The organism is uncultured Porticoccus sp., from assembly GCF_913061305.1.
In the GTDB taxonomy this organism is placed as follows: domain Bacteria; phylum Pseudomonadota; class Gammaproteobacteria; order Pseudomonadales; family Porticoccaceae; genus Porticoccus.
On sequence record NZ_CAJXST010000003.1, the window covers coordinates 36,951 to 63,773 of the forward strand.

At 54.5% G+C, this 26,823-nt stretch carries 26 protein-coding genes; 19 read left to right on the plus strand and 7 right to left on the minus strand.

Annotated features, from left to right (window positions below; genetic code table 11):
* Positions 1-275: 275 nt before the first annotated feature.
* On the plus strand, positions 276-485 hold the full coding sequence (locus QZ516_RS03960) for a helix-turn-helix domain-containing protein (protein WP_297186530.1): 210 nt from the start codon (positions 276-278) through the stop codon (positions 483-485).
* Between the two features lie 57 nt (positions 486-542).
* Entirely contained in the window at positions 543-917 is a 375-nt protein-coding gene (locus QZ516_RS03965) for a hypothetical protein (RefSeq protein ID WP_297186533.1), read from the plus strand.
* Positions 918-1,144: 227 nt separating this feature from the next.
* Here the strand turns inward: QZ516_RS03965 and QZ516_RS03970 are convergent, their stop codons facing one another.
* The 4 genes from QZ516_RS03970 to QZ516_RS03985 form a co-directional block, all read right to left on the minus strand.
* Complete coding sequence (locus QZ516_RS03970) at positions 1,145-2,089, minus strand: alpha/beta hydrolase (RefSeq protein WP_297186535.1); 945 nt, start codon at positions 2,087-2,089, stop codon at positions 1,145-1,147.
* Positions 2,090-2,129: 40 nt separating this feature from the next.
* Positions 2,130-3,587 carry an NAD(P)/FAD-dependent oxidoreductase gene (locus QZ516_RS03975; RefSeq protein WP_297186537.1) on the minus strand — a complete coding sequence of 486 codons (1,458 nt, stop codon included), beginning with the start codon at positions 3,585-3,587 and terminating at the stop codon, positions 2,130-2,132.
* Between the two features lie 120 nt (positions 3,588-3,707).
* Entirely contained in the window at positions 3,708-4,454 is a 747-nt protein-coding gene (locus tag QZ516_RS03980; RefSeq protein ID WP_297186538.1) for a slipin family protein, read from the minus strand.
* Positions 4,454-5,749 carry a nodulation protein NfeD gene (locus QZ516_RS03985; RefSeq protein ID WP_297186541.1) on the minus strand — a complete coding sequence of 432 codons (1,296 nt, stop codon included), beginning with the start codon at positions 5,747-5,749 and terminating at the stop codon, positions 4,454-4,456. Before QZ516_RS03985 ends, QZ516_RS03980 begins: the two co-directional genes overlap by 1 nt.
* A 324-nt stretch (positions 5,750-6,073) precedes the next feature.
* Here QZ516_RS03985 and QZ516_RS03990 point away from each other — a divergent pair, with 324 nt between their 5' ends.
* Both QZ516_RS03990 and QZ516_RS03995 read left to right on the plus strand, forming a co-directional pair.
* Positions 6,074-6,223: an SDR family oxidoreductase gene (locus tag QZ516_RS03990; RefSeq protein WP_297186547.1), complete on the plus strand. Its 150-nt coding sequence runs from the start codon at positions 6,074-6,076 to the stop codon at positions 6,221-6,223.
* 97 nt (positions 6,224-6,320) lie between these two features.
* Positions 6,321-6,599, plus strand: a complete 279-nt coding sequence (locus QZ516_RS03995) for a hypothetical protein (RefSeq protein WP_297186550.1) — start codon at positions 6,321-6,323, stop codon at positions 6,597-6,599.
* Between the two features lie 74 nt (positions 6,600-6,673).
* On the opposite strand, the gene QZ516_RS04000 is transcribed toward QZ516_RS03995, so the two are convergent.
* Positions 6,674-7,279: a hypothetical protein gene (locus QZ516_RS04000; protein WP_297186552.1), complete on the minus strand. Its 606-nt coding sequence runs from the start codon at positions 7,277-7,279 to the stop codon at positions 6,674-6,676.
* Between the two features lie 401 nt (positions 7,280-7,680).
* Between QZ516_RS04000 and QZ516_RS04005 the strand changes: the two genes are divergently transcribed.
* The 10 genes from QZ516_RS04005 to QZ516_RS04050 all read left to right on the plus strand — a co-directional run bounded on the left by QZ516_RS04005 (position 7,681) and on the right by QZ516_RS04050 (position 15,548).
* Positions 7,681-8,322 carry an MBL fold metallo-hydrolase gene (locus QZ516_RS04005; protein ID WP_297186554.1) on the plus strand — a complete coding sequence of 214 codons (642 nt, stop codon included), beginning with the start codon at positions 7,681-7,683 and terminating at the stop codon, positions 8,320-8,322.
* Between the two features lie 33 nt (positions 8,323-8,355).
* A complete protein-coding gene (locus tag QZ516_RS04010; protein ID WP_297186556.1) occupies positions 8,356-8,973 on the plus strand; it encodes a dUTP diphosphatase in 618 nt (205 codons plus the stop codon).
* Between the two features lie 88 nt (positions 8,974-9,061).
* Positions 9,062-9,925, plus strand: coding sequence for a tRNA 2-thiocytidine(32) synthetase TtcA (gene ttcA / locus QZ516_RS04015; protein ID WP_297187288.1), 864 nt, complete (start codon positions 9,062-9,064; stop codon positions 9,923-9,925).
* Between the two features lie 70 nt (positions 9,926-9,995).
* Entirely contained in the window at positions 9,996-12,038 is a 2,043-nt protein-coding gene (gene dnaX, locus QZ516_RS04020; RefSeq protein ID WP_297186558.1) for a DNA polymerase III subunit gamma/tau, read from the plus strand.
* Positions 12,039-12,055: 17 nt separating this feature from the next.
* A complete protein-coding gene (locus QZ516_RS04025) occupies positions 12,056-12,373 on the plus strand; it encodes a YbaB/EbfC family nucleoid-associated protein (RefSeq protein WP_297186561.1) in 318 nt (105 codons plus the stop codon).
* Positions 12,374-12,452: 79 nt separating this feature from the next.
* The gene (recR, locus tag QZ516_RS04030) at positions 12,453-13,046 is read left to right on the plus strand and encodes a recombination mediator RecR (protein ID WP_297186564.1); all 594 of its coding nucleotides are present in this window, start codon (positions 12,453-12,455) and stop codon (positions 13,044-13,046) included.
* 57 nt (positions 13,047-13,103) lie between these two features.
* Positions 13,104-14,276 (plus strand): ribonuclease D, encoded by a 1,173-nt coding sequence (gene rnd, locus QZ516_RS04035; protein ID WP_297186568.1) that lies wholly within the window; start codon positions 13,104-13,106, stop codon positions 14,274-14,276.
* Positions 14,269-14,553: a YcgL domain-containing protein gene (locus tag QZ516_RS04040; protein WP_297186571.1), complete on the plus strand. Its 285-nt coding sequence runs from the start codon at positions 14,269-14,271 to the stop codon at positions 14,551-14,553. The genes rnd and QZ516_RS04040 overlap by 8 nt, the downstream gene beginning before the upstream one ends.
* Before the next feature lie 11 nt (positions 14,554-14,564).
* Complete coding sequence (locus QZ516_RS04045) at positions 14,565-15,011, plus strand: YcgN family cysteine cluster protein (protein ID WP_297186574.1); 447 nt, start codon at positions 14,565-14,567, stop codon at positions 15,009-15,011.
* 165 nt (positions 15,012-15,176) lie between these two features.
* Positions 15,177-15,548, plus strand: coding sequence for a hypothetical protein (locus tag QZ516_RS04050; RefSeq protein ID WP_297186576.1), 372 nt, complete (start codon positions 15,177-15,179; stop codon positions 15,546-15,548).
* A gap of 4 nt (positions 15,549-15,552) precedes the next feature.
* On the opposite strand, the gene QZ516_RS04055 is transcribed toward QZ516_RS04050, so the two are convergent.
* Positions 15,553-17,493 (minus strand): ATP-binding cassette domain-containing protein, encoded by a 1,941-nt coding sequence (locus tag QZ516_RS04055; RefSeq protein WP_365332860.1) that lies wholly within the window; start codon positions 17,491-17,493, stop codon positions 15,553-15,555.
* 168 nt (positions 17,494-17,661) lie between these two features.
* On the opposite strand from QZ516_RS04055, the gene QZ516_RS04060 reads away from it, so the two are divergent.
* From QZ516_RS04060 to QZ516_RS04080, 5 genes are all read left to right on the plus strand, one after another.
* Positions 17,662-19,344 (plus strand): AMP-binding protein, encoded by a 1,683-nt coding sequence (locus tag QZ516_RS04060; RefSeq protein WP_297186579.1) that lies wholly within the window; start codon positions 17,662-17,664, stop codon positions 19,342-19,344.
* A gap of 21 nt (positions 19,345-19,365) precedes the next feature.
* Positions 19,366-23,244 carry an ATP-dependent RNA helicase HrpA gene (gene hrpA / locus QZ516_RS04065; protein WP_297186582.1) on the plus strand — a complete coding sequence of 1,293 codons (3,879 nt, stop codon included), beginning with the start codon at positions 19,366-19,368 and terminating at the stop codon, positions 23,242-23,244.
* A 132-nt stretch (positions 23,245-23,376) separates the two neighbouring features.
* A complete protein-coding gene (locus QZ516_RS04070; RefSeq protein ID WP_365332864.1) occupies positions 23,377-23,691 on the plus strand; it encodes a hypothetical protein in 315 nt (104 codons plus the stop codon).
* A 20-nt stretch (positions 23,692-23,711) separates the two neighbouring features.
* Positions 23,712-24,572: a DUF692 domain-containing protein gene (locus tag QZ516_RS04075; RefSeq protein ID WP_297186584.1), complete on the plus strand. Its 861-nt coding sequence runs from the start codon at positions 23,712-23,714 to the stop codon at positions 24,570-24,572.
* Positions 24,565-25,347 (plus strand): putative DNA-binding domain-containing protein, encoded by a 783-nt coding sequence (locus QZ516_RS04080; protein ID WP_297186586.1) that lies wholly within the window; start codon positions 24,565-24,567, stop codon positions 25,345-25,347. The genes QZ516_RS04075 and QZ516_RS04080 overlap by 8 nt, the downstream gene beginning before the upstream one ends.
* Before the next feature lie 77 nt (positions 25,348-25,424).
* Here QZ516_RS04080 and QZ516_RS04085 read toward each other — a convergent pair whose 3' ends face one another.
* Entirely contained in the window at positions 25,425-26,681 is a 1,257-nt protein-coding gene (locus tag QZ516_RS04085) for a putative porin (protein WP_297186589.1), read from the minus strand.
* Positions 26,682-26,823: the final 142 nt, after the last annotated feature.

A 26,823-nucleotide genomic window follows, 5' to 3' on the forward strand; every position in this document is an offset into this window, starting at 1 on the left:
TGTTAATTGATTCTGCCATTGCATACAGTTTTTTATAACTATTTATTATATTTATCCTCCTTAAATAGAAGTAGATGATTTTTTTGTAGATTTCAAATTTATTTGGATGGTGGGTGTTACAGGGTAGACAGACGGCGTTTCATGCAGCTGCTCCACGTACGCAGCGCGTCAGCAAGCTGCCACTAATACCAAGCTCCTCAATAAGGGTTACAGGCACTCCTTTTGCCCATTATGGGGTTCTGCATGAGGTGCTCATAAATTTGGGTAGAGAGCTTGTGTCGCAACCAGAAACCGACTCAAGTCCAGATGCAGTCAGCTCGCCGAGCCTGCGGGATGCCACAGCGCATTTCCAGCGACGTCTGGTCAGTGAGGCATTGCGCCGCTGTGATGGCAATCAGTCCCGGGCCGCGCGGGAGTCGGGTCTGGATCGTGGCAATTTCAGTTGGCTGATTAAGCGGCTGGGAGTAAACGAGCAGCCGCTTTAGTGATAAGCTCTATTCACCCAAAGACAACATCGCCAATGATCTAACTGGGAAAGCATCATGATGAAATGGACCATTCTGTTCCTCGTTGTAGCGTTCACACCTTACAGTGCGCTGGCCAACGATATTTGTGATTGCGAAGGTTCCAAAAAACCGGGCGGACCCTGCTATGCGGGTAAAGGCGGCCCGGCTTATGCCGGTCCCGGCGGGCCGGCCAACGCCGGCATCGGTGGGCCCTGTTACACCGGTAAAGGCGGCGCTCGCTACGAGGGGCTGGGCGGTCCAGCTTACAAAGGCTACGGCGGCGCCAGATACGATGGCCTCGGTGGTCCGGCCTATAAAGGTTTGGGTGGTGCCTGCTATGCGGGAAAGGGCGGCCCTTGCAACCCGGCGAACAAGGGTGGTAAGCACTGCCCGGCAGTTTGTGATGACTAGCGGCTGAGCACCTGCGATTCTTTTGCTGTCCTGATGTGAAACGTCGACAATATCAGATCGATGCATTTGTAGACCGGGTTTTGGGAGGCAACCCCCGTTGCGGTGGTACTGCTGGCCTCATGGCTGGACGACAGCCTGCTTAGGCCATTGCAGAGGCAAACAGCCTTTCCGAGACGGCTTATTTATGGCTTAAGTATTCTGCCCTTTATCTGTTTCTCTAATTCTCTCTATTTATTGTTTTCGGCCGAGAGCCCGTTGCGATAGCGAATGTAATCCCGGGCAGTCCGACGGGGTGCTTCCAGCATGGGCAGATGACCAATGTCGGCCATCATCTGAACCTCGCTGTCCGGCAGCAGGGATTGCAGGGCCGCAGCCCCGGCAGGGTGCAGGACTTGATCTTCGTCGCCCCAGACAATCAGAGTGGGTGTGTTGATGGTGTTGAACTGTGTTTCCAGCATGGGCGATGCGATGAATTGCCGCATGATCTCGCTGTGCAAGACGTAATCGGCGGCGCTTCGTTGGGCCAGTGTGTATTTCAGGGAATAGGGCAGAAAGGGAGGGTGCCTGGTTGTCATCTGCATTAGCTGATTGAAGTCACTGGCCGTGCGCAACAGCATGGGCAGTTCGCCAGTGGCGAGATAACGTTTCAGCAGGTCCGACTCGTAGGCGGGGGTGGTGCCGGCAGCATTCAAAAGCCACAGGCTGGCAACCCGTTCGGGTTGTTCAGCGGCAAATTGGCACGCAATAAAGCCGCCCATGGAGTTGCCCCCCAGGTGAACGCGCTTGAGACCAAGCACATTCAAAAACTCGCACAGGCTTTTCGCCTGATCGGTGACCTGATAGCTGGCCTCCGGGTCGCGGCTGGCATCACCAAAGCCCGGCAGGTCCGGGATGATCAGGTGGTAATGGGGGGTGAGAAAACGAGCAATACGGGTGAAGTTGTCCTTGTCACCGCCAAAGCCGTGAATCAGTACCAACGGCTCACCACAACCTCCCTCCAGGTAGGGCATGGTAGCACCTGGAACAGTGGCTATTTTGCTGTTGAGACAGGAACGCCATTGTTCAAGACCAATCACAGCTTTTGCCGCCTGCCGGGGAAATACCCGGTTCAACGTGACCCAGACAATAACTACGGCAAAGCTCGCGAGCAGAAAGCCAAAGATAGGATTCATTGACGAATCACCTTAACGGGTTTGTGGGCGTGTGTGGTACTCATCTGGCGGTAAACTCCAGCAATTCATCATCAATCGGCTCGCTGAGCAACATGGTCCGGTCAGCTTCCAGAGCATGAGACACTCGCCACGGAGCATGTCTGCCCTGGCGCGGGAGCTGATCTTTACCCCGTAGAATATAGCCCGAACTCAGTATGCTCATGACATTCTCTTCGGTTGCTTCGTTGTCGGGTGCGCGGGGCGTGACAGCGGCGATGTTGTTACTGTCCATGTGTTGAAGCAAGCGACAGATATAGCGGGACGCGATATCAGATTTGAGTGTCCAGGACGCGTTGGTATAGCCGAGGATAAAGCCCATGTTGGGCAAATTTTGCACGAGCACAGATTTATAGCTCAGCAGCCTGTTTGCCGGTATTGCCCTGTTGTCGATACTCAGGGCCATGCCGCCAAAGGTCTGTAACTGTAGGCCGGTAGCCTTAATCACAATATCTGCATCCAGTGCCTGTCCGGATTTGAGTTGAATACCCCGCTCGGTAAAGTGGTCTATCTGATCGGTTATTATGCGGGCTTTACCGGATTTGATGGCTTTGAACAGGTCCCCACCGGGCACCACGCAAAGTCGTTCCTGCCAGGGTGGATAATGCGGCGTGAAGTGACGCATGTCGGCATCTTGACCAATCGACTTTTTGACTTTCCACAGCAGGTATTTACGCATTTTCCCAGGCCAACGCAGGGCGCTTTTGTACAGCAGGCGCTGCAGGAAAATGTTGGCAGAGCGCAGGATGTGGTAGAGCCACTGCCGTGGAAGTATTTTTTCGAGCAGCTTGATCAGATTGTCGTAGCGGGGGGTGCTGAGATAGTAGCTCGGTGACCGCTGCAACAGAGTGATCTGGGTGACCTCTCGAGCCATTGCTGGCACGATTGTGGCTGCGGTGGCTCCGCTGCCGATAATCACCACTTTTTTGTCACGATAATTTAAGGATTCAGGCCAGAATTGGGGATGGATACACTGCCCCTTGAAAGACTCGATGCCGGGAAATTCCGGTGAATAGCCAGCATCGTAGTTGTAGTAACCGGCGCAACTGATCAGGAAATGGCAGCGGTAGGTTGCGATGTCACCGGTGGTTTCATTGAGCGCCGTGACCGTCCACTGAGATCGGCTGCTGGACCAGTCGGCAGCGGTGACTTTCAGGCCAAAGTGGATGTATTGATCAACCCCGTATTGCTCGGCCGTCCGCCTGATGTAATCGCGGATCAGTGAGCCCTCGGCGAGGATTTTTGGCTTCATCCATGGCTGAAAATCATAGCCCATGGTGAACATGTCGGAGTCGGAGCGCACGCCGGGATAGCGAAACAGATCCCAGGTGCCGCCAATCGCATCGCGGCGCTCCAGAAGCATGATGCGTTTGGCTGGCAACTGCCGGGCCAGATGACAAGCCATGCCGATACCGGACAGTCCGGCCCCGATAATCAATACATCGATGTCTTGTGCTGGCACGGTGGTTTCTCTCTGCCGGCGTACGCTCCGGCCATGACATTACAAGGGCCATTCCACCATGTCATCGGTTGGCCCCAACATCATCCTGGCTATCGACGGAATGTTGGTTGATTGCCAGCCTCAGGAGGTAAATTTCTTCATGATGTCGACGGGCAGCGGAAACACAATGGTGGAACTCTTGTCCCCGGCAATTTCCACCAGGGTTTGCAGGTAGCGCAATTGAATGGCGGATTCCTCTGTGGCCAGTATCTTTGCTGCCTCTGCGAGTTTTTCTGCCGCTTCGGCCTCACCCATGGCGTGAATGACTTTAGCGCGACGCTCTCTCTCGGCTTCCGCCTGCTTGGCGATGGCGCGGATCATGGATTCGTTCAGGTCCACATGCTTGATTTCCACATTGGCCACTTTGACACCCCAGGCCTCGGTCTGTTTGTCGAGAATGGTCTGCACGTCGGCATTGAGGCGGTCGCGCTCGGCCAGCATATCATCGAGCTCGTGCTGCCCCAGCACCGAGCGAAGGGTGGTCTGCGAGAGTTGACTGGTGGCTTCAAGGTAATTTTCCACCTGGATGATGGCGCGCTCGGGGTCCATGACCCGAAAATAAATAACCGCATTGACCTGGACAGAGACATTATCCCTGGAGATAACGTCCTGGGTGGGCACATCCATGACCAGGGTGCGTAAATCCACCCGTACCATTTGTTGCAGCACCGGGATGATGATGACAAGACCGGGGCCCTTCACCTTGTAGAAGCGGCCCAGCATAAACACTACGCCGCGTTCATATTCTCGCAAAATACGGAACATGGAGGCCAGTAATACGACCACCAATACCAGCAGTATCCCAAAAAATGTTTGCATCTCGAACATCAGTAGTCTCCTTCAGTGGGTTTGCTGACCACGGCGGTCAGCCCGTCAATTGCCGTTACCCGTACCTGTTCATTCAATTGCAGGGGTGATTCTGACCGGGTATGCCAGAGTTCTCCCTCGAGCCAAACCCAGGCGCTTGCACCATCGACCCGTCCCACCGTTGCCATGGTGCCGATCAGATGCTCCGTGCCTGTGACCACTTTGCGGTGTCGCGCCTTAACCAGCATGCTCAGGGCAAACACCAATAGGCCGATACTGAAGACTGTCAATGCAATGATCATCGGCAGGGCAATCTGGTAGGCGGGCAAATTGGTGTCCATCAGCATGACCGAGCCGGTCAAAAAGGTGATCGCTCCACTGATACCCATGAGACCGAAGCTGGGGGCAAAGGCCTCTGCGGTCATCAGGGCGATGCCCAGCAGGATCAAGCCCATCCCTGCGTAGCTGATTGGCAGCATTTGCAGGGCATACATGGCAACCAGCAGGCTGGCTGCCCCGACAATACCCGCCAGGCCAATACCCGGGTTGTAGAATTCGATAATCAGGCCATAGATACCGACCATGAGCAGGATGTAGGCAATATTGGGGTTGGTGATAACTGCCAGAAATTCGCTGCGCCAGTCCACCGGCTGATAGTGGATGGTTTCCCCGTCAGTGGACAGTGTCACGGATTTTTTTGCCAACGCGACCTGGCGGCCATCCAGTTGCGTCAGCAGGTTTTCCATGGAGTCTGCAACCAGTTCGATAACACCCTGTTCAAGGGCATCGTTTGCCGAGAGACTGACTCCTTCCCGCACTGCACGTTCCGCCCAGTCGCCGTTGCGGTTTCGCAATTGTGCCAGGCTACGGATATAGGCCACGGCATCATTTACCACCTTTCGCTCCATGGCATCGCCCGGCGGGGCAGCTGCTTCTCCCTTGCTTTCTCCCTCAGCTTTGCCATCTTTGGCGTCATCGCTACCCGGCATGTTGGGCAACCCCGGTGATCCACCGCCGAGCTGAACAGGCGTTGCTGCACCGAGATTGGTGCCGGGTGCCATGGCGGCCAAGTGTGTGGCATACAACAGGTAGGTGCCAGCGCTGGCGGCCCTGGCCCCACTCGGGGACACATAGCCGACAATTGGCAGAGGGGAAGCCAGGATGACCTTGATCATCTCCCGCATGGCCATATCCAGGCCACCCGGCGTATCAATGCGCAGCACGATCAGGCTGGCCTCGGCTGTGATGGCCTTGTCCAGAGACCGTTCCATATGGTCAGCCGTCGCTGGCCCAATGGCGCCGTCGACATCGATCACCCAGATGTCTGCCCGGAGGACAGAAGAGAAGAGCAAAAGGCAAATTAGCAGACAGCTGCGAGGGAGGTAACTCGTGCAACATGACAAAAGTTTCATGATGCCAGTATAGAACAGACAGTTGGCGCTGTTTACTTTATCGGCCCTTCTGACCCGGCCGAATCAGGGTGAATATCAGCTGTTCAGCAGATTTTGCCGGGTGAGCAGTGCTGCCAATTGTCTTTGCCGGTGGGTGGGCCGACGGGTAGACTGCGTCAAAAGGGCAGAACCAGATAAAAAATAAGCCATCTGCCAATGGATGAAGTGAACACACAGTAGAGAATATTGATGAAGACCTTTGCCGAAAAAGTCGTGATTGTCACCGGCGCAACTTCCGGGTTGGGCGAAGCCACTGCCTGGCTTTGCTCTGATGCGGCAAGTTTTGTGAACGGCGCTGTATTGCCAGTGGACGGTGGTGATACCACGCGACTTTATTAATGAAGCTCTATTAGCACGGAACTCTATTAGCTGGCGTAGAGGCGGCAGTGGTTTGCCGAAACTGGAAAGTTGTTATCAACTCTGAACAGGTTGTTTTATGAAAACGGTGTTTCGAAAAATCTTCTGGCCTATCCTGCGTATTTTCGAGCGCGATGCGCCGGCCCAGGGCTATCGTCCACTGAATCGAAAAATTCTGCTTTTTGTGGGCATTCTTTTTTTGCTGCTGACCGGCGTATCTCTCTATTTCGTGATTGCAGCAGCAGTGATCGGGGGGCTGATTCCTGTAATAGGCTTTTTGGTTGCGGGCACTGTTTGTCTTGTGGTCGCTTTGCTAGGCAGCGATGGGGCCGTGGTGAAAATCTGGGGAAGCAGGTAGCGTCATTCAAACAGCAATAGGCATAAAAAAGGGGCGTACAGCCCCTTTTTTATAATATTTGAGTCAGTATTACATCAAATTTTCTGGCCTTTCGGGAGATTCTCATAGACCTCGTCATCGGGTGCGGCATTCAGGATTGCCTTGAAGTAGCTGCTGGGCAGTTTGATTTGGTAAGTGCGATTGCCTGTGATGGTGAGATCCATTCCCATATTGGCGCTATCAAAGAAATTGATAAATGAGATTGGCAGGGCGATTCTCTCTTCGTAGCGGCAATTGGCTGCCTCGCAGACATTTTCATCTTTCGACATGGGGACCAGGCGAAGCTCGCCATCCTTGGTGGTTGCCTTGCTATAGGAGCGCCAGCCCTCATCGTTGTACTGAGCTGTGACGTAGAGGATGTACTGGTCCTCACCTTCAAGGTCGACAGCGCGCACCAGGTAAATCTCGGAAAAATTCTCGGACAGCTTTTTTTCCGAGAGGGCAAAGTTTGGTCCGTAGGTGATTTCACCGTTCACCGGATCCATCTTGTATTCGATCAGGGTGCTGATTTCCTCGGGGGACTGCCAATTGATTTTGGCTTCTTTGGAAGCTTCCTGGGAAACAGGTTCGCTGTCTGAACTGGCGTGGACCTGCAGGGAAGCCAGTGCCAACAGGGCAAGGATCTGTGGAATTATTTTCATGTGTGACTCCATGGTATTGATGAGTGCTTGACGCGTTCATTTTTGTTGGTCGGTATGCTTGCGCTTTTGCCTGTGCATTTCAACCTGTTTATTGCTGGATAACGTTCCAGCATCGCCTCATAGCCGTTTCGCAAATGGTGCTGTTAAACACAGATGTTACCGATATATCGGCAACTATGAGTCTTTCCGTTATCGATGGTTCCTGAGCAGGACAATTTTGATCACAGCTGGTGCAAGAACCTTTCGTCAATAATTACGCGGGAGGAAGATATCTGGATCAGCGAAAACGAAGCAGGAGTCCGAGGTCGGGTTTCTCTGTTTTTTCAGGATCCCCGTGTGCTCAATGAATAGTGCCAACTATGCTAAGATGCCGGGTTTGCGATTGATGAATTCAGCCTGTTATGAACCAAGCGACACCCTATATCGTTCGAACCTTTCCAGTGGGGCCGTTGCAGTGTAACTGCACGGTCATAGGCGACCCGGCCACCCGCCGGGCACTGGTGGTTGACCCCGGTGGCAATGCCGCAGATATTCAGGCCATTCTGGCTGAACTGCAGCTGGTGGTTGTGGCAATTATTCATACCCATGCGCATCTGGATCATATACTGGCCGCTGGTGAGATCAAAAAGGCCACCGGTGCACCGATTTATCTGCACCGGCAGGACATGTTTCTGTGGCGTGGTGTAGCGGAACAATGTGCCATGTTTGGCGTGCCCCTGGTGACCCTGCCCGATCCGGATCATTACTTTGAGGATGACCATGATCTGGGTTGTTGTGGCGGCGTGGCCTTGCATACCCCGGGGCACACGCCTGGTTCCACCAGTTTCTGGTTCGAGCCGGCCGATCTATTGATCGCCGGAGATACCCTGTTTCGCAGTGGTATCGGCCGCACCGACTTACCTGGTGGCAATCACGGCCAGATCGTCAAGTCCATTCGCGAGCGGCTCTACACCCTGGATGACAATGTGGCCGTGGTCACCGGACATGGTCCGGGCACCACGATCGGTGATGAGAAGCACCACAACAGATTCGTGCGGGCCTGAGTGCCCGCTTCCCCCAACAGAGACGGAGTGCTTATGAAGCAACAGATACTGGCGATGCTGGAGTTGCAGAATGCGATGAACAGCAGGGTGAACGAGAACTGGGCAGAGCAGCATTTTGCGTGGTATCGGGCGATATGGGTGGAGTGTGCCGAATTGCTTGATCACTACGGTTGGAAGTGGTGGAAAAAACAGATGCCGGATGCCAACCAGGTAAAACTGGAGCTGGTGGATATCTGGCATTTCGGTCTCAGTATCCTGCTGCTGGAATCCCGGAATCATGGCGATATTGCCCAGTTGGTGGAACAGCAGCTGGCAAATGCGGGACCCTCCGGGGATTTTCGCGAAGACCTCGAGGCCTTTACCCTGAACACCCTGCAAACCAAAAAATTTGATGTGGCCGGGTTCGGTGCCTTGATGGCGGGGGTGGGGTTGAGTTTTGATGAGCTCTACACCCGCTATGTCGGTAAAAATGTGCTGAATTTTTTTCGCCAGGACCACGGTTACCAGGACGGCAGCTACCGCAAGCAGTGGGGCAGCAAGGAAGATAATGAACACCTAGTGGAAGCGGTTGCCGAGCTTGATCATCGTTGCCCGGAATTCAAGGATGATCTTTATCAGGCCTTGCAGAACCGCTATGCCGACAGCGCCTGACCTGTTTGGGCGCATGCGCTAAAAACCGTTAGAATAGCCTCTTTTCTGAGTGGTTCCACAACCTAAAAACTGTTACAAGACAACCATGATCGATTTTGATACTCGCAAACAGCGGCTGGAATTCAACAAGCTGCAAAAACGCCTGCGCCGCAATGTGGGCAAGGCCATTGCCGACTTCAATATGATTGAAGAGGGTGACAAGGTGATGGTCTGCCTGTCCGGCGGGAAAGATTCCTACGGTATGCTGGATATTTTGCTGGGCCTGCAGAAAACCGCACCGGTCAGCTTTGAGCTGGTCGCCGTCAATCTCGACCAGAAACAACCCGGCTTTCCGCCGGAGGTGCTGCCCCGCTATTTGACCGAACTGGGGGTTCCCTTTCATATTCTGGAAAAGGACACCTACAGTGTTGTCACCGAGTTGATTCCGGAAGGTAAGACCTACTGCAGTCTCTGTTCGCGGCTGCGGCGCGGGACCTTGTACGGTTTTGCCGAGCAGATTGGTGCCACCAGAATCGCCCTTGGCCACCACCGCGATGACATCATTGAAACCCTGTTTCTGAATATGTTCTACGGCGGAAAACTGAAGTCCATGCCGCCAAAACTGCTCAGCGATGACAAGCAGAATATGGTGATACGCCCACTTGCCTACTGCAAGGAAAGTGACCTGGAGCGCTATGCCATAGCCAAGCAGTTTCCGATTATTCCCTGTAACCTGTGCGGTTCTCAGGATGGCTTGCAGCGCAAGGTCATCAAGGACATGTTGCAAACCTGGGAAAAAGAGCATCCCGGACGGCTGGAAACGATCTTTAGTGCCATTCAGTCCGTTGAGCCCTCCCAGCTGGCCGATGCCGCCCTGTTTGACTTTGCGGATTTAAAACTGGAACGGGCGCCACGTATCGGTGCGGTCAATCTCTGGGATGCCGACAGCGACACTGTTCGCGAGTCTGCCTGATGCGCTGCGGCTTTCGATGCCGGAGTGATCACCCTATAATCATTCCTTTCAGCAAGGCGGATACTGCCCCATGAGTTATCAGGTTCTGGCCCGCAAGTGGCGCCCTCGCAACTTCAGCGAGATGGTTGGGCAGGAGCATGTGTTGCGGGCCCTGATCAATGCCCTCGATAACAACCGGCTGCACCATGCCTACCTGTTTACCGGTACCCGGGGCGTGGGGAAAACCACTATTGCCCGGATTCTGGCCAAGTGTCTCAATTGCGATACGGGTATCAGCTCTAATCCCTGCGGTACATGCAGTGCGTGTGTGTCGATTGCAGAGGGTCGATTTGTCGATCTGATTGAAGTGGATGCGGCTTCCCGTACCAAGGTCGAGGATACGCGGGAGTTGCTGGACAACGTTCAATACGCACCGACGGCGGGGCGCTTCAAGGTCTACCTGATCGATGAGGTGCATATGCTCTCTGGTCACAGCTTCAACGCACTGCTGAAGACCCTCGAAGAACCGCCGCCTCACGTAAAATTCCTGCTGGCCACCACGGATCCGCAAAAATTGCCGGTGACGATTCTGTCGCGCTGCCTGCAATTTAATCTCAAGCATCTAAGCCCCGAGCGGATTGTGGCGCATCTGCAGTTTGTGTTGGGTGAGGAGAAGGTTCCCTGCGAGGAGGCGGGTCTCTGGGCCCTGGCCCGCTCTGCCGACGGCAGTATGCGAGACGCCCTGAGCCTAGCCGATCAGGCCATTGCTCACGGTGGTGGCAAAATCACCGAGGCGGAAGTCTATGACATGCTGGGCACCATCGACCTTGGGGCTATTGCCGATATTGCCCGGGCACTGGCCAACCGTGATGCGGTGGATGTACTGGCGGTAGTCGGGCGTATGGCGGAGCACGCTCCGGATTTTGGTGCCGCACTGGCCGATCTGCTGTCGGTCTGGCACCGGGTTGCCATCGCCCAAACCGTTCCCGATGCGCTGGACAATCGTCATGGTGATGACCCATTGGTGCGCGAGTTGGCAAAAGCACTCAGCCCCGAAGATGTTCAGTTGTTTTACCAGATAGCCCTGTTGGGGCGACGCGATTTGCCGCTGGCACCGGAACCCCGAATCGGCTTTGAAATGGCTCTGCTGAGAATGCTGGCATTTCAGCCAGCGGCAGAAAGTGCTGTACAACCACCCCCGGTTGCAGGGGGTGCGCCTACTGTGTCCGCTGCTCCGACCGCAGAGGAGGCGGAGGGGGCGCCAAAAAAGCCCCTATCCGGTGATCACCACAGCGCGTCGTCAGCGACTGTACAGGCAGGTTCTGTAGAAACCTTCTCTGTAGAAACATTGAAACCAGCTGTGGATCGATCATCGGTTGACGCTGCCCCGGATGTTGCGATGGATGGTGCCATTGCAGCCGAGGCAACGGAAACGCTGCCCGCCAATCCCGCTGTCGTCGATCCGCCCAAGCCATCAACTACAGGTGTGGCGGTAACGTCCATAGAGCCGGCACCGTGGGTTGAGTCGGAGACGCTGGCCTCATTTTCCCGTCAGGCCCGACATCAGGCTGCTGTTGAGAATAAAACGGGGCCTGTATCGGGTCAGCAGCCAGGGGTAACTCGTGATTTGACGCCGGCAGTGCAGACCGATGACGTGGTGCCTGAGATGGCTGAAAGTGCGATTCCTTCAGCAGCAGTGACTCCAGGTACAGTGACTCCCGATACAGTGACTAAGGTGCTATTGGCTGAGGCTGTGCCGGATCGCTGGATTGAGATTTACCAGGGACTTCAGGTGGCTGGTTTACTGCAAAATATTGCCGCCAATTTGTGCCTGGTGGAAGTCGATGGCCCAACGTTGCACTTTGTGCTGGATATCGCCAGTAGTTCGCTGTATGAGGAATCGCATCAGCAGCGCCTCGCCGATGTCCTCACAGAATACTTTGGCGAGCCAGTGACCGTGCAGATTGAAGTAGGTGCAGTCGCTACTGAAACCCCTTTGGCCCGCACTGAAAGACTGCGCCGTGAACGCCAGTCGCAGGCGGTGGAGCAGCTGCGACTGGATCCCAATGTCCGGCGAATCACCGAGCTGTTTAACGGGGTTTTGCTGGAAAATACGATTAAACCAATAGATTAATAAATATCGGTAACTTTATGAATATAAATGAATTGATGAAGCAAGCTCAGGACATGCAAACAAAGATGCAGCAATTGCAGGCCGAGGCGGCCAAAACAGAGGTCACCGGGGAAGCGGGTGCCGGTCTGGTTCAGGTGGTGATGAATGGTCGCCACGATGTGCGGAAGGTCAATCTGGATCCATCCCTGCTCAGTGAAGAAAAAGGGTTCCTGGAAGATCTGTTGGCAGCGGCTGTCAATGATGCCGTCAGGAAGGTCGAGGAGGACCAGCGCAAACAGATGGAAAAGCTCACCGGTGGCATGCAGCTGCCGCCGGGCTTTCAGATGCCTTTTTGAACTGTTGATCAGGCGGCAAGACAGGACGCATTGATTGAAGGGTGCGTTCGAATAATTCCCCGGAGATTGGAAACAGATTGTGTTCAGCCCCTTGATAGACGAATTGATTGATGCCTTGCGCTGTCTGCCCGGTGTGGGCCCAAAGTCCGCCCAGCGAATGGCGCTGCAACTGCTGGAGCGCAACCGCGATGGCGCCGTTCGCCTTTCCAGTGCTCTGAGTCAGGCCGCTGAACACGTGCGGCGTTGCCAGATGTGCCGGACGCTGACAGAAGCCGACCTGTGTGAAATATGCAGTAACGGGCGTCGCGACATCCATCAGTTATGCGTGGTGGAAACACCGGCCGATATGTTTGCTATTGAGCATAGCGGCAGCTATCGGGGGCGTTATTTTGTCCTGCTGGGCCATCTTTCGCCGATTGATGGTATTGGGCCGGATGCCATCGGTGTCGATCATCTGATGTCCCGGTTGGCTGAAGAAGAGATCAATGAATTGATTCTGGCCACGAATCTCACCGTCGAGGGCGAAACCACGGCTCATTACATCAGTGAAAGAGCCAGAATGCTCAATGTGACAGTGAGTCGTATCGCCCACGGAGTGCCAATGGGTGGCGAGCTTGAATATGTGGATGGCGGAACCCTGTCCCATGCCTTTACCAGCCGCAAACAACTATAGTGGGTCTGCCAATTCATACCGCAGATTTCTTAATGACCTTTGTAACGGGAAGCACTGATGTCTGAACAAATGCCGCCACCGATTCTGGTGGCTGACAGTGCCGCTTTGAGCCACTGTGTCGAAGCGCTGCATAAATCCGATGTGCTGGCCGTTGACACCGAGTTTATGCGGACCGATACGTTTTACCCGATATTGGGTTTGATCCAGATATTTGACGGACAGCAATGCTGGCTAATTGATCCCGTGGCGCTGGAATCACTCGATGCGCTGGGCAGCGTTTTTAAAAGCCCGGCAATCATCAAGGTGTTCCACTCCTGTTCTGAGGATCTGGAGGTGTTGCAGCATGTGATGGGTACTCTGCCTCAACCCCTGTTTGATACCCAGATTGCGGCTGCCCTGACCGGTTTCGGGTTCTCCCGGGGCTATGCTGCCTTGGTGGATGACATGCTGGGTCATCATGTGCCCAAGGGCGAGACCCGCTCAGACTGGCTGCAGCGGCCCCTCAGTGAAGCGCAACTGGGTTATGCGGCTTCCGATGTCTATTTCCTGCTGCCTGTCTACCATTTGCTGGTTGAAGCCCTTAAAAAACTTGACCGGACGGTATGGATGGACGAGGAAATGGCGACATTGGTCGGTCGTTCGCTTCAGACCGATGACACTGCAGACTATTATCGCAAGGTTAAGGGTGCCTGGAAGCTGGAAGCGAAAGCATTGCAGGTATTGCAGGCAATTTGCCAGTGGCGGGAATCCGAAGCGCGGCAGCGCAATCGTCCGCGCAACCGCCTGATAGCTGACCGGACCCTGCTGGATATCGCCATCGCGCAACCGGCCAACAAGCAGTCACTGGCCGGCATCGAAGGTATATTTCCCGGTTTTTTACGCCGGTATGGCGACGATCTTCTGTCGCTGATTCATCGGGCGCAGGGTGATCATGTATCAAATCCCAAACCCTTGCCGCCGCTGGATGCGCCTTTGCCAAAAGCGGCCCGGGATATGGCAAAGGCGCTTAAGGCGGTGGCCAGCGAATGTGCAGAATCCCGCAACCTGTCGGTTGAAATGCTGGTCAGAAAGCGCGATATCGAAGAGTTGGTGCGTTCGGCGGTCGGTACCGGCAAGCCCCGTCTCTCCGCTGCTTTGCGGGAAGGTTGGCGCTATGAGCTGATCGGACAGGCGCTTCTTGCAGAAGTCAGTCGTCTTTTGTCATCCAATCCGAGTGCCGTCAATGAGTAAACAAATCTGCAAAATCTATCGCAGCTCGAAAAACGAAGCCATGTATCTCTATGTCGATCATCAGGAGGACCTGGATCGAATCCCCGAGCCGTTGTTGCAGCGATTTGGCAAACCCAAACTGGCAATGACCCTGGCGTTGTCTTTGGATAAAAAGCTGGCCAGAGCCGATATTGCCAAGGTGCTCGAAGCGATCAGAGAGCAGGGTTATTACCTGCAGTTGCCACCAAGTCCCGAGGCATATATGCAGGAATTGCGTAATAAAAACGACAAGCTTTAAAGGGTAAGTGATTGAGCAAAAAACCTTTTTGGGAAGAAAAATCACTGGCAGAGATGAGTCGGTACGAATGGGAGCAGCTCTGTGATGGTTGCGCCCGATGTTGTCTGCACAAGCTTGAAGATGAGGAGAATGGCGATATCTTTTATACGGATGTTGCCTGTCAGCTGCTCGACCAGACCAGCTGCCGTTGCGTCGATTACCGGCATCGGCTGGCGAAAGTGCCGGATTGTCTGGCCCTGTCACCCGAAAAGATAGATCAATTTCACTGGTTGCCAGATACCTGCGCCTACCGCCTGCTGGCTGCCGGTCGTCAATTGAAAGCCTGGCATCCGCTGGTTTCCGGTGATCCTGAATCAGTACATCGGGCAGGTATTTCGGTCCGGGGCAGGGTGGTTGAAGAATTTTCAGTGGCAGAGCAGGATATGGAGGACCATGTAATCCACTGGGTGAACAGCTGATCCGGTTTGTTTGAGTTCTCTTTGACATTTTCTGCCAACTGGTTTTTAGTAGCGACCCCGGCTTCAGCCGGTGAATCAAAACATCCCAAGCAATCATCGCCATTAGGTTATACTCGCTGATCACGGATTGAATAACGGACGTATCAAAGGGAAAGGAGCGTATTTATGTATTCAGATGAAAACTATCTTTGGGGGCTGGTCGCCTATTATGTCGGTAGTGGGCTGGTGTTGCTTTTTTTGTGGCGTTTTCGCGATCTGTTACCCGGTAGACATTTTCGCAATGTGCTACTGCTGTTGATCAGTGCCACTCTACTGGTACCAATCAATGCCTACCCCGACCTCAACTATCTTGCACCTGCCTGGTTTGTCAGCCTGTATGAGGGGCTAACCAGTGTTTCAGAGCAGGGTTACTTGCGTGGAGCGCTGCCCATCTTCGTATGTTTTTTTGCAGCATTGCTGGTGTATACCGGTGGACAGCTGATTGCCAGTCAGCTAGTTCGATCTTCCAGGACTGCAGACCACGAAATGAAGTCCTAGAGACTTAGAGAGTCAGGGCTGCTTCAAGCGCTTCCAGCTGTTCGGCCAGTTCCAGCCATTGAATCTCCACCGCCTCTCGCTGCTGTTTGAACTGATTCTGTTCAAGCAGCAGTGACTGCAGCGCCTCTTTGTGTTCGGGTTGATAAATTGCCGGGTCGGCAAGACGATTTTCAATATCACCGACAGTCTCATCCAGCTTGTTCATGCGAACTTCTGCTTCACTCAGGGCCTTCTTGAGCGGGCGCAGCTGTTGCCGGATTTCAGCCCCTTCACGCCGTTGCTGTTTTCGCTGTATAGCAGGCCCTGGCCCGGGAGATGTTTCTCCGCCCTTGTCGCGCAAACGTGACAGCAGCCAGTGGGTGTAGCTGTTGAGATCGCCTTCAAAGGGTGCCACTCTGCCATCGTTTACCAGCAATAGTTCATCAACGGTATTGCGTATCAAATGCCGATCGTGGGAGATCAATACCACGGCGCCGGCAAAGTCCTGTAGCGCCATGGTCAGCGCATGGCGCATTTCAAGATCCAGATGGTTGGTGGGTTCGTCGAGTAACAGCAGGTTGGGTTTTAGCCAGACAATGATCGCCAGCGCCAGTCGTGCCTTTTCGCCACCTGAGAAATGCTCGATCACATCCAGTGCCATATCGCCACGAAAATCAAAGCGACCGAGAAAATTGCGCATGCTCTGTTCTGTGGCGGTCGGTGTCAGTCGCTGCAAATGTAGCAGGGGACTGGCGGACATATCGAGAGCATCGAGTTGGTGTTGGGTGAAATAGCCGATGGAGAGGTGTTCCCCTGCAACGCGCTCGCCACCGAGGGCCGGTAAATCACCGGCGAGGGTTTTTATCAGCGTCGATTTACCGGCGCCGTTGGCGCCGAGCAGTGCGATTCGACTGCCCGGATGCAATGTCAGGCCGACTTCGCTGAGGATGGGCTGGTCGGGATAACCCACCACACTTTTACTGAGCGATAGCAGCGGATCGCTGATACGCCCCGGTGGGAAAAATTCAAAGTCGAATGGTGAATCAATATGAGCCGGAGCGACGGTCGCCATTCGCTCCAGTTCCTTCAGGCGACTCTGGGCCTGTCGGGCTTTGGTGGCCTGAGCCCTGAAGCGCGCGACGAACCGATTGATTTCTCCGATACGACGTTGCTGCTTTTCATAAACAGCCTGCTGTTGGGTGAGTCGCTCACTGCGCTGGCGCTCAAACGCCGAGTAGTTGCCGCGGTAGCTGAGCAGGCTGGCGTGTTCGATATGAAAAATTTCCTCGCAGACGTTGTCGATAAAATCCCGATCGTGGGATATCAGCAGAACGGTACCCGGGTAATTCTGCAGCCATCGCTCCAGCCAGAGAGTCGTATCCATATCCAGGTGGTTGGTAGGTTCGTCGAGCATTAGAAAATCGGATGGGCACATCAATGCTCTGGCCAGATTCAGGCGAATCCGCCAGCCACCTGAAAAGCTGCTCACCGGGGAAGCTCTTTCCACTGCAGAAAAGCCCAGTCCCTCCAGTAGCTGTTCTGCCCTCAGTGGGGCGGTATAACCATCGATCTCGTCCAGTGCCTGATGCAGGTTGGCCAGACGGTCGTTGGCCTGATCGGTTTCGGCCCGGGCGATGTCTGCCTCCAGCTTGCGCAGGACCTGATCACCATCAATGACAAAGTCCAGCGCAGCCCGGTCGGTTGTCTGCACCTCCTGTGCCATATGGGCCATGCGCCATTGACCGGGGATCTGCAGCGTGCCTTCCTCCACTGTCAACTCCCCCAGAAGCAGGCTGAAAAGGCTCGATTTACCAGCGCCATTGGCACCAATCAATGCTATTTTTCGACCCGGGTGGATGGTTGCGCTGGTTTTTTCCAGTAGCCGTTTGGTGCCCCGCTGCAGGGTAATGTTTTCCAGAATGATCATGGCCGGCATTATGACGGATTTGTGGTCTTTAAGCCGCATTGGCGGACGTCGTTTACAGTGCTTTTGGCAATTAATTCAATGATGGTCAGCAAACCACTACAAGTTCTGTTGTACGTCCGCCAGCCATTTGGTTAGCATTGGTTATCGGGCTAAAACCATTGCAGAATGACCCGTGCGGTAAAAACATAACAATCCCGGGGGAGAGCAATGTCTGAGAATCATCAGCCAATGGATGTGAACGAAGCAGTACGCAAATCGTGGGTGCACTTTGGGTTACCCGCCGAGTTGCCGCCCTGTGATTTTCAGTCACTGCTGGATGTGCTGGAGGATGCGGTATCGCATTTTCCGGATAATCCAGCGGTAACGTCCCTGGGGGGGACGCTAAACTTTGCTGAGCTGGATACCCTTTCCACCCGGTTTGCCGCCTATTTGCAGCAGCACACCCAGCTAAAGCCCGGTGACCGCCTGGCTATTCAGATGCCCAGTCTGATCCAGTACCTGGTGGTGGCTTACGGTGCTTTTAAAGCCGGGTTGGTGGTGGTGAATATCAACCCAATGTATACCGAGGTGGAACTCGACTATCAGCTCAACCACGCCGGGGTGAAGGCCGTGGTGGTGTTTGACCGCTTCCTGGGTATCGTGGAAGCCGTACGCGATCAGACACCGGTTGAAACCGTGTTTGTCACCACTCCTTTCGATCTTCATCCACCCCTTAAACGTCGGCTGATGAGTGTGGTGCTTAAACTGATGGGTAAAGCGGTGAAGCCCGGCCGTGCAATCCCTTTGCAACAGGTATTTGCCGAGACTGCCGACGCCGAATATCAACCAGTTGCGCTGACACTGGACGATATGGCGCTGTTGCAATACACCGGTGGGACAACGGGTGTCTCCAAACCCGCCATCATCAGTCATGGCAATATGGTCAATGTCACTCGCCAGGCCTGGGCATTGCTTGAGATGTCGGGTCTGGAGCGGGGCAAAGAACGGATTGTCTCACCGCTGCCGCTCTATCATATCTATGCCTTTGCGCTCTCTGTAACCACCGGCGTGTATATCGGGGCTCACTCCCTGTTGGTGCCAAACCCGAGGGATATCAAGGGCTTCGTCAAGCTGTTGCGGCGCTGGCCCGCCACGCTGTTTTCCGGGCTGAACACCCTGTTTGTGGCATTGCTCAAACATCCCGACTTTACCCGCATTGATTTTTCCGGCCTGAAAATTACCCTGTCAGGCGGTTCCGCTTTGGCCAGTGACACCGGTAAGGCCTGGCAGGACAAGACCGGCTGCGAGATCAGCGAAGCCTATGGTCTTACCGAGGCTTCTCCGATCGTGTCATTTTCTCCACGGGGTTCAGGCAAGGCCGGCTCTGTGGGTATTGCCGTTCCTGAGACAGAGTTGCGAATTGTCGATGACGAGGGGAAGGCATTAACCGTTGATGAACACGGTGAACTCTGGGTACGGGGTCCGCAGGTGATGTCCGGCTACCTGGATTTCCCTGAAGAGACAGCCAAAACCATTACTGACGAGGGTTGGCTGAAAACCGGTGACATTGCATCAGTGGACCGGGATGGATTTCTCCGCATCCACGACCGTAAAAAAGACATGATCAGTGTGTCGGGTTTTAACGTCTATCCCAATGAGATTGAAAACGTGGTGTCGCATCACCCCGACATCAGTTACTGCGCGGTCGTTGGCGTGCCAGACGAGCACTCGGGTGAAGCGGTCAAGTTGTATCTGGTCAGTACCAACCCCAAGCTGACTGCGGACGATATGCACGATTACTGTGCGAAGCAGCTGGCCCGCTATAAATTACCAAAATACATTGAGTTCCGTGATGAGCTGCCGCTCTCCAACGTCGGTAAGGTTTTGCGTCGAGAGTTGCGTGACAGCTGACCGGATGGCACGAATGCAACGATGACGGACGATGTTTCACAATGGCGGGACAGGATTGCGCTGTGCCTCGGGGTTGACCGTGGGCCGCTGAACCGGCAACTGGACAAGATTGCCCGGCGGGCTGCGCAGGGCAAGCCGTTTGACCGGGAGATGCAGGCATTTTTGGTACGGCTGGAAAAATCCAGCCAACAGTATCAAGCGCGTCGGGCCAGTGTGCCGCCGCTGACGTATCCGGACGATCTGCCCATTGCGGCCCGTCGGGAAGATCTTTGCAAAGCAATTGCCGGCCACCAGGTGGTGATTGTGGCCGGGGAAACCGGTTCCGGTAAAACCACCCAGTTACCCAAAATCTGTCTTGAGCTCGGTCGGGGCGTCGCCGGTATGATTGGCCATACCCAGCCGCGCCGCATTGCAGCCCGAACGGTGGCCAACCGTATCGCCGAGGAGTTGCAGCAACCACTTGGCGAAACGGTCGGTTATCAGGTTCGTTTCAGTGAGCAAAGCGGTGACAACACGCTGGTCAAACTGATGACGGACGGTATTCTGCTCGCCGATATTCAGCACGATCGACTGCTGCAGCGCTACGATACCCTGATTATTGATGAGGCCCATGAGCGGAGCCTGAATATCGACTTCCTGCTCGGCTATCTGAAAAATATTCTCCCCCAGCGTCCCGACCTGAAAGTGGTTATCACCTCTGCGACTATTGATGTAGAGCGCTTCTCCCGGCATTTTGATAATGCGCCGATTATCGAGGTATCCGGCCGCACCTATCCCGTGGACGTTGAATACCGTCCCGCCGAGGAAGACCGGGACCTGTCGCTGCAGGTGCTGGATACGGTAGAAGAGATTCTGACGTTGCCAAAGCGGGGTGACATCCTGGTGTTCCTCAGCGGCGAGCGCGAGATTCGCGAAACGGCCAATCTGTTGCGCAAGGCGCAACTGCCTCACCTCGAGGTGGTGCCACTCTATGCCCGTTTGAGTCTGGCGGAGCAGGGCCGGGTATTTTTGCCCCACAAGGGTGTACGGGTGGTACTGGCCACCAATGTGGCGGAAACCTCCCTGACAGTGCCCGGCATCCGTTATGTGATTGACCCGGGCACGGCCAGAATCAGTCGCTACAGTTATCGCACCAAGGTACAACGACTGCCAATAGAACCGGTTTCTCAGGCCAGTGCCAACCAGCGCAAGGGGCGCTGTGGCCGGGTCAGTGAAGGGGTTTGTTTTCGCCTCTACAGCGAAGTGGACTTCAATAACCGTCCGGCCTATACCGATCCCGAAATTGTCCGCACCAACCTGGCTTCAGTGATTCTACAAATGCTGCAGTTGAAAATTGGTGATATCCGTGACTTTCCGTTTGTCGAGGCCCCGGACCAGCGGTTGATCAACGACGGTTTCAGCCTGTTACAGGAGCTGCACGCGGTCACCCCACAGGGCGAGTTGACCGAGACAGGGCGGCAACTCTCCCGTATTCCGGCCGATCCGAGGTTGGGCAGGATGTTACTTGCGGCCGGAAAAGAAGGGGCCCTGCGTGAATTGCTGGTTATCGTCTCCGCGCTCAGTGTTCAGGATCCCCGGGAGCGACCCGCCGACAAGCAGCAGGCCGCCGACGAAAAACATCGCCAGTGGCAGGATAAACACTCGGATTTCACGGCGCTGTTAAACCTCTGGAATACGATGGAAGACCAGCGCCAGGCATTGGGCCGCAATCCGTTTGACAGATATTGCCGGCAGCAGTTTGTATCGCCCCTGCGAATCAGGGAATGGCGGGATTTGCATCACCAGTTGCACCGTTATTGTCGTGAGCTGAAGTTACCCGAAAACCGTGATCCAGCGGACTATCCGGCGATCCACCGAGCCCTGTTAACCGGTTTGCTGGGGCAAGTGGGATTCCGCCACGATGAACGGGAATTTCTCGGCCCGCGCAATCGCAAGTTTCATGTTTTTCCCGCCTCAGGACTGTTTAAAAAACCGCCTAAGTGGCTAATGGCAGCAGAAATTATCGAGACGTCAAAACTGTATAGCCATGTCAACGCCGCGATTGAACCTGAATGGCTGCAGGAACTGGCTGCACACCTGGTCAAGAAAAGTTACAGCGAGCCCCACTACAGTGCCCGGCGAGGGCAGGTGATGGCCTTTGAGCAGCAGACATTGTATGGACTGCCGATTCTCAGTAGAAAACCCTGTAACTACAGTGCCATTGATCCATCCGCATGCCGCGACATCTTCATTCGTGCCGCACTGGTGGAGGGCGAGTATCGGGGGAAGGGTGCATTTTTCGATCACAATCAATCACTGCAGGAAAATCTCGAGAACATGGAGTCGCGAATCCGCCGTCGCGATGTGCTGGTGGACGACGAGGTGATGTACCAGTTTTACCAGGAGCGTCTGCCCGCCCATATTGTTAATCTGAAAGGTTTTGAAAAGTGGCGCGCCGAGGCCGAAAAGCAGGACCCCAGATTATTGTGGATGGACGAGTCCCTATTGGTCCAGCGGGAGCTTGATGAAGACCTTGAGGCCCAGTACCCGGATCACCTGGAGTGGCAGGGTACGGTCTATCCACTGAGTTACCATTTCGAGCCGGGACACCCCGAAGACGGGGTGAGTCTGACGGTTCCCGTCAGCATCCTCCACCAGTTGCCAAACTACCGTTTTGAGTGGCTGGTGCCGGGTATGCTGAGGGACAAATGTATTGCCTTGGTCAAGGGGTTGCCGAAATCACTGCGTCGCCATTTTGTGCCGGTTCCCGGTTTTGTGGACAAAGCGCTGGCGGGCCTGAAGGTGGGTGATTTCCCCCTTGCCGAGTCCCTCGGGTATCAGCTGAAAAGGCTCTCCGGTGTGACGGTTGCCGATGAGCAGTGGCAACAGGTTGAGCTGGAGCCCATTTATTCCATCAATATCCGCCTGATCGATGAACAGGGCGAACTTTTGGCGATGGACCGCAACCTGGCCGAGCTTAAAGCGACCTACCGGGGGCGGGTCTCCCGAACGATCAATGAATCCTCGGTCGACAGCATTGAGCAAACAGACCTTACCGGTTGGACATTTGATGAATTGCCGACGAGTTTCACCATCCGGCAGCAGGGGCTGGCTATTCGCACCTATCCGGCGCTGGTTTGTAACGGAAACCGGGTGGATTTGAAGTTACTGGATAATCCGGCAAGAGCCGCCAATGAAACGGTCAGGGGGTTGTTGAAGCTCTATCAGCTGAGTTATTCACAGGGGGTGAAATACCTCCGCAAAACGTTACTGAAGGGGTGCGATTTGTCGCTGAAAGCTGCCCACTTCCAAAGTCGCGAGCAACTGCTCAATTCACTGATCGATGCAGCCTATTATCACTCACTGGTTGAGCATCATACCGTGCCGCGAAACCGCGAAGTCTTTGAACAGCAGCTTCTGGAGGGCAAGGCAGAGGTTGCCGGTGCCGCCCTGCAGCTCGAGCAGCTGTTGCTCAGCTGCCTGCCCCTGCGGGCAGAGGTGTATCGAGTCATTAAAAAACTTGGATTCGTTGTTTTGCCCGCTGTGTCGGACATCAACCGGCAGATTGACGGCCTGTTCCGCGACGGTTTTTTGCTGGATGTGCCCACGGAGTGGTTGCAGCACTATCCGCGCTATTTAAAGGCAATCCTGTATCGACTGGAAAAACTGCCGGGCCAGCCGGAGAAGGATCGACAGTCAGTACAACAGTTGGCAAAACTGGAGGATCGCCTGTATCCCTGCTTCAGTAAATGGGACGATCTCGCCAGCGACGTTCGCGAGGAGGTGTGGCGGCACTACTTTATGTTGCAGGAATACCGTGTTTCACTGTTTGCTCAGCAACTGGGTACGCGTATGCCTGTTTCGGAGAAACGGATAACTGCCCACTGGTTCGAGTTGCAGTCAATGCTGGCAGGGACCTGATTTGGTGTATTTTTTGAATAATCCTGTATCAAAGCTGGCTTGGGAAACTTATTCTGTGACGTTCAGTCTGACTTTAGAGCCTCTCATCTACTGTCGAGTGCTCTATCAGCCAATTAACCTAAATGGAGATTAATGATGAGCAAGCGTAATTTGAATCCACTGGCAGCGGCAGTTGGCGCCGCGTTTATGGCATCCGTTGCCCTTTCCCCAATGGCATCCGCCTCCGAGAATCCCTTTCAGGCCACTGAACTGGGCGCAGGCTATAAATTGGCCGGTAACCATGGCGAAGGCAAATGTGGTGAAGGGAAATGCGGTGAAGGTGAAAAGGGAGATAAAGAAGGTAAATGCGGTGAAGGAAAGAAAAGCGAGAAAGGTGACAAAGGCGATAAGGAAGGAAAGTGTGGCGAAGGCAAATGTGGTGAAGGAAAATGTGGTGGTCAAGGGTAAGTTGAGTAGCCTGTATAACCATGTTTGATCGCCAATACCCCGTTCAGGGGGCTGGGCTGGGGTTGCGGCGAACGCTGATGAGTTCGCTGTCTTCCCCGATGCCTGAAAGCATCGATTTTATGGAGGTGGCCCCGGAAAACTGGATAGGGGTGGGTGGCCGTCTGGGTCATCAGTTCCGCGCCTTTACGGAGCGCTACCCCTTTGTCTGTCATGGTCTTTCTCTGTCAATCGGTTCCCCCGCGCCGTTGGATATTGAACTGCTGTCGGGAATCAAAGCCTTTCTCGATCAGCACCAGGTGCGTTACTACACTGAACACCTGAGTTATTGCAGTGATCAGGGTCATCTCTACGATCTGATGCCGATACCGTTCACTGAGTCGGCTGTTCACTACGTGGCTGAAAGAATTCGCCAGGTTCAGGATTTTCTCGGCCGGCGTATCGCAATGGAGAACGTCTCCTACTATGCGGCGCCCCAACAGGAAATGTCTGAAATTGACTTTATCAATGCGGTGATCGCAGAGGCCGACTGCGATTTGTTGCTGGATGTGAACAACATCTACGTGAACAGTATCAACCATCGCTACAACGCAGAGGAGTTCCTCGCGCAATTGCCCGGGGAGCGGGTGGTCTATGCCCATATTGCCGGCCACTACAAAGAGGCGGACGATCTGCGAGTCGATACCCACGGCGCGGATGTTATTGACCCTGTCTGGCATCTCCTCGACGTGGCCTATCAACAGTTTGGCATTGTGCCAACCCTGCTGGAACGGGACTTTAACATACCACCCGTGCCTGTATTGCTGGAGGAGGTGGCGCGTATCCGGCAGTCGCAGCAGTCAGCCCTGCAGACCGGTGAGCGTGGAAGAGTAGCCAATGTCTGAATCATTCCTCGATTCATCAACCCTGCCGACATTCCAGCAAACCCAATATGCTTTTGCTGCACATCTGCGGGACCCGGATACCAACCCTGCTCCTCCGGATGTTGAAGACCGGCGTATGAAGATCTATCGGGAGCTGGTTTACAACAACATAGAATCTTTCATCGCAACCGGTTTCCCCGTGTTGAGGCAGTTGATCGCCGACCAGCTGTGGCATGCCCTGGTTCGCGACTTTGTCAGCCGACACTGTAGTCATTCACCCTATTTTCTGGAGATCAGTCAGGAGTTCCTCAAGTACCTTCAGGAAGAACGCGAACCTCTGATGACGGACCCACCGTTTATGCTGGAACTTGCCCATTATGAATGGGTAGAGCTGGCACTTGATGTCGCCGAGGAGGATCTCCCGGAGTCATCATCTACCCCCGTTGATGTAATGGCTGAGTCGTTGCAGGTTTCGCCACTGGCGTGGCGCCTGTCCTATCAATATCCGGTTCATTTGATTGGTGAGGAATACCAGCCAGCAGAACCGCCCGAACAGCCGACGTTCTTGGTGGTGTATCGTAACCGGGAACAGAGCGTGAAGTTTCTTGAGAGCAACGCGGTGACAATCCGGCTGTTGCAGTTGCTTGAGGCACGTCGTTGCACCGGTCTGGATGCGCTGCAAACTATTGCCACGGAGTTGGGGTATGACAACCCCGACGCCGTTATCGCTCACGGTGCGCAATTGCTCAAGCGGCTTTATCAACTGGACATTGTTGTTTTCACTCACGCACCATAAAAAAACGGCCCCGCAGGGCCGTTTAAAGTGAGAGATGTTGTGGGTTGGCTGACAGCTATCGGCTAACCCGGGTGCTGCTATTTAAACTTGGTTGCCAGGTCCAGCTGAATGCGGTCGTAATCAAGTTCCTCACCGCTGAAGCCACCATACTCATTCTTGAAGTAGGTGAGGCCAAGTTTTGTGTTTTTAGCGAGGCCCAGGCCAGCTTTGAATTTGTGGCCTTTGACATCGGTACCACCGCCACCGAAGTCGGAATCAGACAGTGTGCCATAGACGGCGTCGGCTTCCAGGTCTTCGTACATGTAACCGATTTCCCAGTCACCGCGGTTTTTGGCTTTGCCCAGTTTGAAGCCGGCGGTATAGCCAGTATCTTCATCAGCGTCGCTGTCGGTGTTGGTAACGTGGTTGACCCACACAGAGGCGGGCAGTCCGGCCAGTTTGGTTTCTAGCTCGACAAACACCTGGGCAATATCATAGTCGTACAGGTGGTTGCCGCTGAGGTCCAGGCTATTGCCAAAATTCTCGCCAGCGCCCAGGATGGGGGCCAAGCCTTCGGTGGGAATGTGGTAGTAGCTGGCACCGACGATAATATTCAGGTTGTCGGCCAGCTTGCCGCGGAAACCCAGTTGGGCGCCGAACATTTCGGTGTCCTCTTTATCATTGGTAGTCGCGGGCAGTTTATCCGGTTTATGTTCACTGTTAAGGAAGTGATAAGCGCCGATAGCCCAGATAGTGCCGTTGTCGTAAGACAGGTGGCCACCTTCCGGGCGGTAGTCGCCGTCCCAGATCAGGCCGTCTTTAGCAGGCTGATAGAAAGGGTTTTTGGTTTTACCGGCCACCAGGTTCATGTTTTCGGCAAAGTTCCAGTCGATCCAGGCCTGGTCCAGGTTGATACCTTTGCTGCTGCCGGCGTCCCCTAGAGTCTGGTTGGAGGAAACGGGATCGTCGCTGCCGCTGGCCAGGGCTACACTGGCCTTAATGTCATCAGTCACCTGGGCCATCAGGCCTATACGGGCGCGAACGCGGTTACGACGGCGGTCGTCGTTTCTGGCGTCGTTGTCCATTTCCTCGTAGCGGTAGCGGAAGTCACCGTACCATTGAATGCGATCGGCCCAGGAATCCGCGGATTTTGCGGAAGCGGTGGCGACCATCTTGTCCATTTTTTCTTCTTGGGCTTGGGCCGCATCAGCGATGGCGTTGTAGTCTTCGGCGCTGATGGTGCCTTTATCCCGCAACACTTTCAGCAGATCCAGCATCGGGTCCGCCTGAACAGGCAAAACAGCGGCACTCAGCATGGCGCCGGTGATTAAAATTGCAGATGTTTTTGATTTCATTGAATCGTTCTCCTCAAATTACTAAACGCGTTTAGCCTGATTGCTTCAGACAGGAGAACCTTAGGTCGCGATTGTTTCAGCGCCATGATAGTTTCGTGACACTTTGGTGACAGTTGGGGTGTTCGGTAATTTGTCCCCTGAG